Annotated in this window: 13 protein-coding genes and 1 pseudogene; 12 read left to right on the top strand and 2 right to left on the bottom strand. The window is 56.0% G+C overall.

What is annotated here, in order from left to right; translation table 11 throughout:
* Positions 1–146 (top strand): annotated as a pseudogene (locus Q363_RS46980) (IS630 family transposase); the annotation flags it as partial.
* 206 nt (positions 147–352) lie between these two features.
* Here Q363_RS46980 and Q363_RS27495 read toward each other — a convergent pair.
* A complete protein-coding gene (locus Q363_RS27495) occupies positions 353–937 on the bottom strand; it encodes a CGNR zinc finger domain-containing protein (protein ID WP_035357078.1) in 585 nt (194 codons plus the stop codon).
* Between the two features lie 590 nt (positions 938–1527).
* Between Q363_RS27495 and Q363_RS27500 the strand changes: the two genes are divergently transcribed.
* From Q363_RS27500 to Q363_RS27545, 11 genes are all read left to right on the top strand, one after another.
* On the top strand, positions 1528–2256 hold the full coding sequence (locus Q363_RS27500) for an SDR family NAD(P)-dependent oxidoreductase (protein ID WP_035357080.1): 729 nt from the start codon (positions 1528–1530) through the stop codon (positions 2254–2256).
* Positions 2250–2738: a RidA family protein gene (locus tag Q363_RS27505; protein ID WP_035357082.1), complete on the top strand. Its 489-nt coding sequence runs from the start codon at positions 2250–2252 to the stop codon at positions 2736–2738. The genes Q363_RS27500 and Q363_RS27505 overlap by 7 nt, the downstream gene beginning before the upstream one ends.
* Positions 2739–2755: 17 nt before the next feature.
* Positions 2756–3670, top strand: a complete 915-nt coding sequence (locus Q363_RS27510) for an alpha/beta fold hydrolase (RefSeq protein WP_035357084.1) — start codon at positions 2756–2758, stop codon at positions 3668–3670.
* Between the two features lie 160 nt (positions 3671–3830).
* Entirely contained in the window at positions 3831–4973 is a 1143-nt protein-coding gene (locus Q363_RS27515; RefSeq protein ID WP_051979413.1) for an NAD(P)H-dependent flavin oxidoreductase, read from the top strand.
* On the top strand, positions 4921–6294 hold the full coding sequence (locus Q363_RS27520) for an MFS transporter (protein ID WP_084080840.1): 1374 nt from the start codon (positions 4921–4923) through the stop codon (positions 6292–6294). Before Q363_RS27515 ends, Q363_RS27520 begins: the two co-directional genes overlap by 53 nt.
* 77 nt (positions 6295–6371) lie before the next feature.
* On the top strand, positions 6372–7211 hold the full coding sequence (locus Q363_RS27525) for a helix-turn-helix domain-containing protein (protein ID WP_051979411.1): 840 nt from the start codon (positions 6372–6374) through the stop codon (positions 7209–7211).
* A 553-nt stretch (positions 7212–7764) separates the two neighbouring features.
* Positions 7765–7968 (top strand): OsmC family protein, encoded by a 204-nt coding sequence (locus tag Q363_RS44830; RefSeq protein WP_245632515.1) that lies wholly within the window; start codon positions 7765–7767, stop codon positions 7966–7968.
* 12 nt (positions 7969–7980) lie between these two features.
* On the top strand, positions 7981–8226 hold the full coding sequence (locus Q363_RS44835) for an OsmC family protein (RefSeq protein ID WP_281176088.1): 246 nt from the start codon (positions 7981–7983) through the stop codon (positions 8224–8226).
* 114 nt (positions 8227–8340) lie between these two features.
* Positions 8341–9135 (top strand): alpha/beta hydrolase, encoded by a 795-nt coding sequence (locus Q363_RS27535; RefSeq protein WP_035357088.1) that lies wholly within the window; start codon positions 8341–8343, stop codon positions 9133–9135.
* 83 nt (positions 9136–9218) lie between these two features.
* Positions 9219–9629 carry a hypothetical protein gene (locus Q363_RS27540; RefSeq protein ID WP_035357090.1) on the top strand — a complete coding sequence of 137 codons (411 nt, stop codon included), beginning with the start codon at positions 9219–9221 and terminating at the stop codon, positions 9627–9629.
* A 155-nt stretch (positions 9630–9784) separates the two neighbouring features.
* Positions 9785–10816, top strand: coding sequence for a ferritin-like domain-containing protein (locus Q363_RS27545; RefSeq protein ID WP_035357092.1), 1032 nt, complete (start codon positions 9785–9787; stop codon positions 10814–10816).
* Between the two features lie 164 nt (positions 10817–10980).
* On the opposite strand, the gene Q363_RS39285 is transcribed toward Q363_RS27545, so the two are convergent.
* Positions 10981–11295 (bottom strand): ISAs1 family transposase (locus Q363_RS39285; protein ID WP_157467685.1); only part of this gene is annotated, 315 nt, incomplete at its 5' end.

Genomic DNA, 11295 nt, shown 5'->3' on the forward strand with positions numbered 1-11295 from the left:
GGACCGCTTCGGCGAAGAGGACGGCGGATGGCTGTGGGAGCGCTTTACTGTCCACTACACCCCAAAGCATGGAAGCTGGCTCAACCAGGCGGAGATCGAGATTGGCCTCTTTAGCCGCCAATGCCTCGGAAAACGCAGGATCGGGGATATCGTCACCCTCCGCCGCCAAGCCAAAACCTGGAATCGCAGTGCAAACCGCCACAAGATCACCATCAAGTGGAAGTTCACAAGGAAGCTGGCACGTCTGAAACTGAACTACTCATTCAAGCGGTCACAGTACTAGTACGTGCCGTCCTGGGCGAATGCGTCGGCATCTACCGGATCAATACTCCCAACACCAGCTTTGAAGTAATCAGATTTGGCTCGCTCTCGCTCGAAACGCGGCTACTTTGGCGCGATTTCCGCAACCTGTCGACGTGCACCATCTTCTGCGGTGGCCTTTCGTACGGTCATAGAACCACATGACACAAGCGTTGCCTTCGCAATGCCGGACGAAGTTGAAGTCACCATCCGCCAGCAAGTTCGCGACAGCTTCCGCGACCGGAGCCAAAAACGCCTCGACCGTCTCTTTGCCGTAGACACGAGTCACACGAATGTTCCTCGCGTCGTCTGTCGTAAGCACCGCATGACTCTGAGCGTCCGCCAGGAATCTGTTGAGCGCGGCCAGCGAAGGTTTTTTCCCCGACTTTCGATCCTGAACGGCCGCGAGCGCGATCTCACGAAGCTCTCTTGCCCCTTTAAGTAGTACGCCGTCGTTGAAAGGAAGTGTTCCTTTCGCGATAGGGACTTCGAGCCTCTTGAGCCAAGCTTTCACGTCGCTGTCACTCTGCAGTGTGTCTGTCAGCTGCCCCTCGACCACTCGACGAGTGTTGATGAAGTTGATCGCCAAATTGTCGCCCACAAAGTCGAGATCGTGTTCGTTTGTCGTGTCCTTCATGGCCTCCCCAGCCGTAACCGCAGAACTCGCGTTTACACGTTACTTTGATTCTCTTATATGTGAACCCGATTCAATCCGTCGTTTTGAGAAATCTTTGTCTTCTATACGGACTCATGTCCGAAACAGGCCAAACTTGATGGTTTGTCGCCGTTCCAAGTTGTGAGTCGCTTTGGAAAGAAATTCAATCCAGCCATTCTGCGAATCGAGTTGCTTTTTGAGCTTATCGGAGCTAAATGAAGCATCGACGCCAATTAGTCACTGCAAGGAATTTCGTAGTGGCACTCTCAGAGAATTTCAGTAAAGGCCCATCTCCATGGGGCTCGACATGCTCTTCAAGAAGCGCTACCTCCCAATCTGAAGTACCGTCCATCCTCCGAAGCTGATTGCCGACAGCAAGTTGTCGGCTGCGCCTGGGAGGATTCTCAAGGACAACGATGTTGATTGCAGATCGGTGTAACGATTTATGAATCGTTTATCTAGTTACAGCAATCTACTTTGGTGTAACGGAGACGAAGCAACACGTTACGCGGCAAGACCAGCAGATCTTTCTTGATTCGCAGTCATCCGCACACAAGCAATAGGAGCGATACATGGCCAACACTCAAAAGACGGTAATCGTGACGGGCGCCTCTCAAGGAATCGGCGCTGCAGTCGTAAAGGCGTTCCTGGAACGTGGCTATAACGTAGTGGGCACCTCTCGCAATGCGACAAAGTCGGCTGAGTTGAAGGCTTCCGATAAGCTTGTGTTGGTGGACGGAGACATCGGCCAGGCAGCTACTGCACAGAAGGTGGTCGATGCCGCTGTTCAGAAGTTTGGCTCGATTGATGTCGTTGTCAACAACGCTGGCATCTTCTCGGTGAAGCCCTTCACTGAGTACAGTGCTGATGATTTCCGTGCCCTCGTCTCGACGAATCTCGAAGGCTACATCTACATCACCCAACTCGCGGTCAAGCAGATGCTCGCTCAGAAGTCGGGCGGAAGCGTTGTGGGCATTACGTCATCGCTGGTTGAAAATCCCAACGGTGGCTTGCCGGTGTCCCTGCCGATGATTACGAAGGGTGGTCTCGAGGCCATCACACGTAGCCTGGCCGCGGAGTATGCGAAGGAGCACATCCGGTTCAATACGGTCGCGCCTGGCGTTGTTGACACTCCTCTTCACAAAGACAACCCAAAGGACTTCCTCAAGACCTTGTCGCCGATGGGCACGATCTCCACTTCGGAGGACATTGCAAGCGCGGTGGTCTATCTCACCGAATCGCGCCAGATCACCGGGGAGGTGCTGCACGTGGACGGCGGTCAGCACAACGGCAAATGGTAAACCCGAGCAGTTCGCAGCATGCCGGCGCGGAGCGCCGGCTGCGGGACCTCGGGATCGTGCTCCCCAATGCTCCCCACCCCCTCGGCGCATACGTTGAGACCGTCCAGTCAGGCAGCCTGCTCTTCCTGAGTGGCATGCTGCCGGTCAGGGATGGGAAGCTTCAATTCGTCGGGCGGCTAGGCAAAGAGCTCGACGAATCTGCTGGACGGGATGCTTTGCGAACCGCGACTCTGAATGCTCTTTCCGCTGCGAAGGCGCACGTAGGGTCGCTGGACCGCGTAACGAGGGTTATCAGCGTGAAGGTCTACCTGGCGACGTCTGGAGACTTCTACAACCAGCCTATCGTCGCCGACGCAGCATCAGAGCTTCTCCGCGATGTATTTGGAGAGGACAAGATGTCCGTGCGGTCCGTATTGGGATTGGCTGCCTTGCCTCTCGGCGCACCGGTCATGCTTGAGGTAACGCTCGAAGTCGACAACTAAGAAAGCGGGGAGTTTAAATGTTCAGGTATGTCGCCACCATCCTTGTCGGGATCTTGCTGACAGCGCCCCTCGTGGCGGAAATCACGCCGTTTCCGGCCAGCTTTCACACGCAAATGGTTCCGACGAACGGCACCAGCCTCTACGTCCGAGTCGGCGGCAAGGGTCCGGCCGTGGTGCTGTTGCATGGCTTCGGTGATACGGGTGATATGTGGGCCCCCCTGGCAATTGTTCTGGCCAAGGACCATACCGTGATCGTCCCCGACCTGCGCGGCATGGGTACGTCCGATCACCCGGATACCGGCTACACCAAGAAGAACCAGGCGGTCGACATTGCCGGCGTCATGGATGCACTCAAGGTCCAGAAGGCAGACCTGGTCACACATGACATCGGCAATATGGTCGGCTATGCGTTGGCTGCTCAATATCCGGTCCGGGTCACGCGCTGGGTGGTGATCGATGCACCGCTGCCCGGAATAGGCGATTGGGACAACATTACTCGCAGCCCGATGCTGTGGCACTTCAATTTCCGGGGTCCTGACGAGGAGCGTCTGGTGCAGGGCCGGGAGCGCATCTACCTCGATCGCTTCTGGAACGAGCTGTCCGGAGACCCCAAGGGGATCGATGAAGATACGCGGCAGCACTATGCTGCCCTGTACGCACAGCCGCATGCGATGCACGATGCCTTCGAGCAGTTTGGAGCATTCAGCCAGGACGCCACCGACAACAAGGCGTTGCTCGCCAAGGGCGGCAAGATCACCATGCCGGTGTTTGCCATCGGTGCCGAGAAGTTTTTCGGCAAGGGTATGGCCGATGAGATGCGGTTCGCCGCCAGCAACGTCACGGGCGGCATCGTGCCCAACTCCGGGCACTGGATCATGGAGGAGAATCCACAGGCCACCATCAAGTTGGTTACAGATTTCCTCGCCAAGTAGGCTTGGGCTTCAGACAATCTGACCCGAGGGCGCGGTCAGGCTCGCTGGACCGCGCCCTCGCCAAAGCATCGGCAGCGTGTAGTTGGACCCGGGTGATACCCAGCGATGCTCCGGGTCAGCCGCATAGCTCGCGCCTTTTCTCCGATCACAGGGGTTCATGATGGCAAATCAAGCGAACGCAAAATCGTGGAGAGAAAATCGACTGACCTCTCGTTTGGGACTGCAATACCCAATCATTCAGGGCCCGCTCGGAGGCTTGTCATCGCAGCAGCTCGCGGCAGCCGTTTCGAACTATGGGGGGCTCGGATCGTTCGGCGCTCATGGCCTTAAACCAGAGGCTATCCGCAAGGTCATTCACGAGATCAATGCTCTCACACCAAAGCCATTTGCGATGAACCTGTGGGTTTCCATGGAAGACGAAGGTGCCCTCACTTCGACGGAAGAGGCATTTCAACGAAGCCTTTCTCCCTTGGCAAAACATATTGAAAGTGTCGGAGGAGCTATACCCTCCTATCGCTCGTACGAACCAATTCGTTTTGAAGATCAGGTACAGGTTCTTCTGGAAGAGGGGATCTCCGTATTCAGCTTTACTTATGGCATTCCTTCCAAACAGATTCTGGATGAGTTTCGCCGCCAGGGAATCGCGCTGGTTGGAACAGCGACTACCGTGGACGAAGCGATTGCCCTGGAACAAGCGGGCGTGGACGTGATTGCGGCCTCCGGCTTTGAGGCAGGTGGTCATCGCGGCTCCTTTCTGCAACCGTCCGAAGATTGCCTGACAGGAACGATGGCACTTGTGCCACAGGTCATCGATGCCGTGAGGCTTCCCGTCGTCGCCGCAGGCGGAATTGGAGATGCGCGCGGAATTGTGGCAGCCTTCGCTCTCGGAGCCGAAGGGGTGCAGATGGGAACCGCCTTTCTCGCGTGCGAAGAGTCGGGAGCGAACACGCTTCATCGTAAGGCGATACTGAGTGGTCAAGCTAAACAGACTGCTCTTACTCGCGGGTTCACTGGACGACTCGCTCGTGGCATCAAGAACCGCCTGCTCGACGAACTCAACCAAAAGAATATAGAGATCCTGCCTTATCCGCTTCAACGTGCGCTTGTGCGACACCTATCGATACCGGCCGAGAAGGCAGGAAGAGCCGAATTGCTTCCTCTCTGGGCAGGACAGAGTGCCAATCTATCGCGGTGTACAGATGTGTATGCCCTGCTCGACACGCTTGTAAACGAAGTCTCTGAGATCGGCAATGCTGTTCAAAATTGGAGCGCACATCGCCAGCCCGCGGACGCACGAGAGTGATTGTGTTGATTTGCTGCCAAGAAACCCAGATGGAAAACACATATCCAAGGAGAGTTGCTTCGTGATATCGGAACGGCTTCAGAGCAACCGGGACTCCTACTCTGAGAGGAATGCAAGGTACTGGAGACAAAATCTGGCAGTGTGTGTCTTCGGATCGTTCACAACAGCTGTGAGCCTGACGATGCTGCTTCCGTTCCTTCCAATCTTTGTCGAAGAGCTCGGCATCAAGCAGGAGGCTTCGATTGTGCAATGGTCAGGATTGGCATTTGGCGCAACCTTCTTAGGAACAGGGCTCACCGCCCCACTGTGGGGCTACCTTGGGGATAAGTACGGCCGTAAGCCTATGCTCGTGCGGGCTGCCATTGGTATGGCTGCCATCATGTCCCTTATCGGGCTCGCACTCAATGTCTATCAACTTGTACTTCTGCGACTTGCTGCAGGACTTGTTGGGGGATATGCGTCTTCGTCCATGCTTTTAGTGGCGATCCAAACGCCGCGTGAGCGAGCTGGATGGGCGCTCGGCGTCCTCTCGACAGGAGCACTAACAGGAAACTTGATCGGTCCGCTTGTAGGTGGAGTGTTGCCGAATCTGATCGGGATTCGGAATACTTTCTTCGCGGGCGGAGCTATGATCGCAATCGCCATGATCGCTACGATTTTCCTGGTCAAGGAAGACCATCGGGAGATCAAGCCTCCTCCATCGGCGGACGACTCAAAGGCAATTTCACAAAGACTTCAGCCATCGGTGCAAATCGTCGTAGGCGCTATGCTCGCAACCGCAGGGTTGGTTTTGCTGGCAAACATGTCCATCGAGCCAATCATCACGGTCTACCTGGAGGTGCTCAAGGTTCCAAGAACTCGCCTCGTCCTGGATGCTGGGGTCATCATGGCCGCATCGGCCTTCGGCAGTATCCTCATGGCGCCCAGGCTTGGTCGTCTGGCTGACCGTATCGGTGGATGGAAGGTCATCTCCTTATGCCTGCTTGCCTCCAGCGTCGCACTCATACCGCAGGCGTTTGTCACTGGATGGTGGCAACTGGGCATCCTCCGCTTCCTCCTCGGGATGTCTCTTGCAGGGCTTCTACCATCCGTCGCGAAGGTCATTCGACACAGCGTTCCGGAGCGTCAACTCGGGAAAGTCCTGGGCTACTCTCAGTCTTCGCAGTATGCCGGGCAGGTGATCGGACCTCTGATGGGTAGCGCAATCGGTGCGCACCTCGGGATGCGTTCGGTATTTCTTGCAACGGGCGCGATGACTCTCATCGGTGCCGCAGCCAACTGGCTTTGCCAGCGATCGATTCACGAGAGGCGAAGTACATAAACACACATGGCGCATATGACGCTGAATATGGCAGTTCCGCCAATGGTTAGATCGCCACGACGGCATGGAGCAAAAGAATGAGAGTTGAGCTCTTTCCACCAGATTCTGTCACAGAGCCGCGTCATTGGGTGCGGCATGATCAGGCTTTCGCGATGATGTTGGGGCCGGGCTCAATTGAGTGGGGTTCAAAGCGTTCCGCGTTGGAAAAGTTCGACTACGCGGCAGGCGACTTGGCGCTGTGCCATCGTCATGAGGGAGAGTGGGTTGGCCTCATGAACGTACCGCATCTGCAGCTTGGCATTTCCGATGCAGCCCTGATGGCGAGCTCTGATGGAGCTTACGGTGAGGTAGAACTGCGCCCTTCACGCAAGTTTGCTGACTCCCGCCTGAGTGCGCTGGCTGCGGCCGCTCGTGCGGAGATGGTTGCTGGCTTTCCGAGCGGACGGCTGTTTCTGGACTCCGTCGAACAGGCGATGGCCGTAGCCCTGGTCATGGGTCATGCAGTGAGGCACCGTCCGGTGCAGATATACCGAGGCGGACTGGGCTCAGCGCGCTTGTGGAGGATTAGAGAGTTGGTCCATGCGAAGATGGGAGACGACTTGAGTCTCGATGAGATGGCGCAATCGATAGGCTTGAGCACAGCTCACTTCGCCAGGATGTTTCGCAAGTCAACGGGCGAGACCCCGTATCGATTTGTTCTGCGCCAAAGGGTCGAGCGTGCTACAGCGATGTTGCGTGCTCCGGATGCGCGAGTGTTGGACGTGGCCGTAGCCTGTGGCTTCAAGACTCAGCAGCACTTTGCGCAGGTCTTTCGTGATGTCTGCGGAGTTAGTCCGACTCAATATCGCCAGGATTTTCTGGACTCCGAAGTGATTTGCGTTTCGGAAACCCATCCCGAAAATACGCTAGGCCTGTGATTTGCGGTCCGCAGCCATATTGTCGCTCTCACCGGTGGCCTGTCAATTCGCTGTTAAGATCCAGCTCAGTCCAGCATTTCGTAACTGATCGCTCCTTGCATCCGCCTCAGCATTGTCCCGTCCATCAAGAATTCTGACTGTCACTGCGCAGCTCATTCGAACTCCCGCCGTCATCTCACTCAAGACAGCCTGCAAACTGGTTGTAGTTCGCTGGGTTCTACCTCTGTGTGCGTGAATGTAGCAGGATTCCGACCATCCCAGCAGAAATCCGCACAACTCCTTATACGATGTGCAGTCTACTCAGAGTTGTTCGCAGAGCGACAGCGTCAACAAATCGGCTTGCCATGGTCGCTCTGCTAGCAGCTGTTTTTGGATTGAAACCGGGAGTTCGGGCTAAAGATACGGGGAGAAGGTCATTGAATGGAACGTTTCGTTGCCGCCTCGCAATCGGCTCCACGTGACTCGGGCGTTCTGGCTCGCTAATTCTTCAACGTATGAGACTTTCATTCATTACACCTTGCCGGTTTTGACCGGCGCACGGAGAGAAACAACGATGACCACTTATCAAGAAACCATCACAGTAGCTGGTTCAACCCAAGAAGTCATGAAAGTGCAGTACACCGCCAAGACCCATACTTCAGGCGGTCGGCGGGGCGGCGTCTCCCGCAGTGATGATGGCCGCTTAGATGTTAAGTTCTCGGCTCCCATAGTCCCAGGAACTGGTACTAATCCGGAGCAGTTGTTTGCTGCTGGCTAGTCCGCCTGTTTCATTAGCGCGATGGGGGTTGTGGCCAACAAAATGAAGGTCAAACTTCCGGCTGAGATAGCCGTCGATGCCGAAATAGACCTGTGCAATTCTGGCGACGTTTACTTCCTCCGAGCACGGCTTAACGTCAGTCTGCCGGGCTTGGAGCGCGAAGTCGCCCAAGCCATTGTGGACGCCACGCATGGCGAGACATGTGCATATTCCAATGCCACACGGGGCAATATCGACGTCACGCTCAACGTGGTGTAGGCAGGACCAGCGAGAGGGGACCATCCGGCTTACAGGGCGGGTCCTTCTCGCTGGTTGAATGCGGCAAAAGGGTGACGCGCCATGACTTCAATCTTGACAACGAAGGAGAAAAATATGACACCCTCGCAGACATACCGAACTGCTGTGATTGCAATTGCAGGATTCCTCCTAACACCTGTATTTCACACGCGAGCGGTCGCTCAGGCGAAATCCCCTCAAGGGGTTAGAAATATTGTCATTGTGCATGGTGCGTGGGCCGATGGATCAAGCTGGTCCAAAGTGATTCCACTGCTTCAAGCCAAGGGATTGCATGTGGTCGCCGTGCAGAACCCATTGACCTCGCTGGCTGATGACGTTGCCGCCACCAAACGCGCCATCGCATTGCAAAATGGCCCTGTACTGCTAGTGGGTCATTCCTATGGGGGAGTGGTTATTACGGAGGCAGGAAACGATCCAAAGGTAGTCGGGTTGGTTTATGTGGCTGCACTCGCGCCGTCGGAGGGTGAGTCCGTTGCTTCGGTTACCAAACCGTTTCCGCCGGATCCGCTAGGCAGCGAAGTCCGGGCGGATGCTGAAGGTTTTCTGACGGTGACCCCAAAGGGAATTGCTGAAGACTTAGCCCAGGATCTGCCAGACAAGGAGAAGCAGCTGTTGACGGCAACACAGGGGCCCACAGCAGCAGCTGTTTTGGGGGCCACAATCACGACCGCCGCGTGGAGGACCAAGCCATCTTGGTGCGTGATTGCCAGCAACGATCGCGCTGTTTCTCCGGAGCTTGAGAAGGCCGAAGCGGCGGCAATGAAGGCTACATCGATCACTGTTCCCTCCAGCCACGTGCCGATGCTTTCGTATCCGCAACCAGTCGCAGACTTAATCGAGCAAGCTGCAACGAAAGCCGGGAGCCAATGATCCCGGTTCATGAAGACTCAGAAATGAGTGCTACCACTCGCGAAGCATTGGCCGGTTCGACGTGGTCAAGGAGGCAAGATTGTATGGGTAAAAGATTCGCGTTAGTGGCAATTCGTCTGATGGTGTCGGTCAACCTTCTGTATGCCGCCATCTTTGCCAAGTTTGCAGGGATACCCCAGTCGGTGGCCCTTTTCACGCAGATGTCGCAAGCGGTCCACGGGTTGATACATCAGCCGGTATTTCGGCTAGGATCGGGGGTGTTCGAAACCACGGTGGCAGTTCTGTTCCTGATTCCGAAGACAGCCAGATTGGGGGCGAGATTGGTCATTGCGTGGATGACCGCCATAATTCTCAGTCACATTTTCGTGTTGGGATATGGTGTGTTCTTTGTCGATGCTCTCGTGTTGATGGTGCTGGCTTTCATTTATCTCTTGCTGACACGCAGGCACTCCCATCGGGGCGAACGCGAAAGTGTGGGGACGACGGCTGCCTAACAACCGCCCAAAATAGTCGACGCGAGCAGTTGGAAGCGGAGCCACAAAGCCCGGTAATGGTGCCCTCAGCGCAGGGTGTCATTTCCCTTGGGATACTGTTTCGCCAAAACGCTATCGTTTTCCGAAAACAAAGGCAACAACACGAGGAGTGTCTTATGAGTAGTTCCAGCACAGTATCGAAACAGAGCCGCCGCTCATTCTTCAAGAGGACGGCAGCAGGTGCCGCCATGGCCATACCCGGCTTCGCTTTAATAAGCGGAGCAGAGATTGCCTTCGCCGGACCAAAGCCCTCACTCAATGACAGCGATGTAGCCGTATTGCAGTTCCTCGCAGCGGCAGAACTCGTCGAATCGGATCTTTGGGGACAATATTGCGAACTCGCGACCAACAATCCCGGCTACCGCAATGCACTTCAGAGGATCGACGAGTCCCTTCCCGACTACATCTGTGGGGTATTGGAAGACGAGCGCAGCCATGCCACCTTCATCAATGCATTTCTGGTCGCTGCCGGCAAAACACCAATCAACCTCGATCCGTTCCGCACCTTGCCAAGCGTCCCCGTCGAAGGCGCGAAGAACATCGGCCGTCTGACCAACCTGACGAATCTGACCGTCGATACGAGTTACTACCAGCGTTACCGCCAGGCCGGAAACCCCGACTTCGGCGATGGCTTCGCCCAGATAGCCAACATCGTCAACCAGCCCGCAGTCCCTACCTCCGAGTCGATTCGCGGCGACGAGCTCCGTTCCGTTGCACAGACCGCCGCCTTTCACTTTGCTGCAATCGAGCAAGGTGGAAGCAGTCTCTACAACTCGTTTATGACCAAAGTTACGAACCTCGACGTCGTGGCAATCCTCGCCTCCATCGGCCCTATGGAGGTCTACCACTTCGCCGTCTTCCAAACGGCCCTTGAACGAATCCGCAAACTCGAAGGCCACGACGGCCCGAGCTTTCCCGACATCCGGGAGAACCCGAATCGTGGCGACATCATGCCTGAACCCTGCACCTTTCTGGATAAAGACCTGCCCGTCTGTTCCATCATCAGGCCCCGCAGCACCAATATCGCGGGAGCGGTTGCGGCCGCGACCGGCTTGGTAAATTCCGGCCTGTTCCTGGGCCAAAGCCAGGCCTTCTTCGACGCAGTTGTACCGCTCGCCAAAGCAGCGGACGCCGCACTCCGAAGCTAAAAGAACTGACAGGGCGGAGAGATCATGCGACTCATCTTCGACCTCCTCTCCGACCCTTCTCCTCCGCAATCCCCGAATTGCTCATAGCAGGGTTGCTCAAAATGTCTTTACAGCCCTCACCCTATTACTGGAAGTCTGAGCCAGTGGAGGGTACCGCCCAGGGGCTACGCATGGAAAATACCTGTGAGGACCTGGCGCATGTAGTGGTTGTTCCATGCGGCTATTTTTCGTCGTCCGCGCAAGCTGTTCCTTGAGCTGTTATGTCGTCGGACGAGATTAATGGCGATCTTTCGCAGCAAGGCAAAATTGCGGACGGCGGTGCGGTCGCGAACCCGACAGTCATCCTCTCGGAAGGTGACGTCGAGCAACCAGTGCAGGCTGTTTTCGATGGCCCAGTGCTGGCGAATGGCCTTGGCCAGCATCTCCGGCGCGTCGGTGCAACTGGATAGGAAATAGCGAATTTCGGCCTCTACCTTGCC

The organism is Edaphobacter aggregans DSM 19364 (assembly GCF_000745965.1).
Lineage (GTDB): Bacteria > Acidobacteriota > Terriglobia > Terriglobales > Acidobacteriaceae > Edaphobacter > Edaphobacter aggregans.

What these genes read in the sequence shown, in the direction of transcription:
- Q363_RS27510 (WP_035357084.1), top strand. Translation starts at nt 2,756, where the DNA reads ATGTTCAGGTATGTCGCCACCATCCTTGTCGGGATCTTGCTGACAGCG.
- Q363_RS27495 (WP_035357078.1), bottom strand. Translation starts at nt 937, where the DNA reads ATGAAGGACACGACAAACGAACACGATCTCGACTTTGTGGGCGACAAT.
- Q363_RS27520 (WP_084080840.1), top strand. Translation starts at nt 4,921, where the DNA reads ATGCTGTTCAAAATTGGAGCGCACATCGCCAGCCCGCGGACGCACGAG.
- Q363_RS27535 (WP_035357088.1), top strand. Translation starts at nt 8,341, where the DNA reads ATGACACCCTCGCAGACATACCGAACTGCTGTGATTGCAATTGCAGGA.
- Q363_RS27545 (WP_035357092.1), top strand. Translation starts at nt 9,785, where the DNA reads ATGAGTAGTTCCAGCACAGTATCGAAACAGAGCCGCCGCTCATTCTTC.
- Q363_RS44830 (WP_245632515.1), top strand. Translation starts at nt 7,765, where the DNA reads ATGACCACTTATCAAGAAACCATCACAGTAGCTGGTTCAACCCAAGAA.
- Q363_RS27525 (WP_051979411.1), top strand. Translation starts at nt 6,372, where the DNA reads ATGAGAGTTGAGCTCTTTCCACCAGATTCTGTCACAGAGCCGCGTCAT.
- Q363_RS27505 (WP_035357082.1), top strand. Translation starts at nt 2,250, where the DNA reads ATGGTAAACCCGAGCAGTTCGCAGCATGCCGGCGCGGAGCGCCGGCTG.
- Q363_RS27500 (WP_035357080.1), top strand. Translation starts at nt 1,528, where the DNA reads ATGGCCAACACTCAAAAGACGGTAATCGTGACGGGCGCCTCTCAAGGA.
- Q363_RS27515 (WP_051979413.1), top strand. Translation starts at nt 3,831, where the DNA reads ATGGCAAATCAAGCGAACGCAAAATCGTGGAGAGAAAATCGACTGACC.
- Q363_RS27540 (WP_035357090.1), top strand. Translation starts at nt 9,219, where the DNA reads ATGGGTAAAAGATTCGCGTTAGTGGCAATTCGTCTGATGGTGTCGGTC.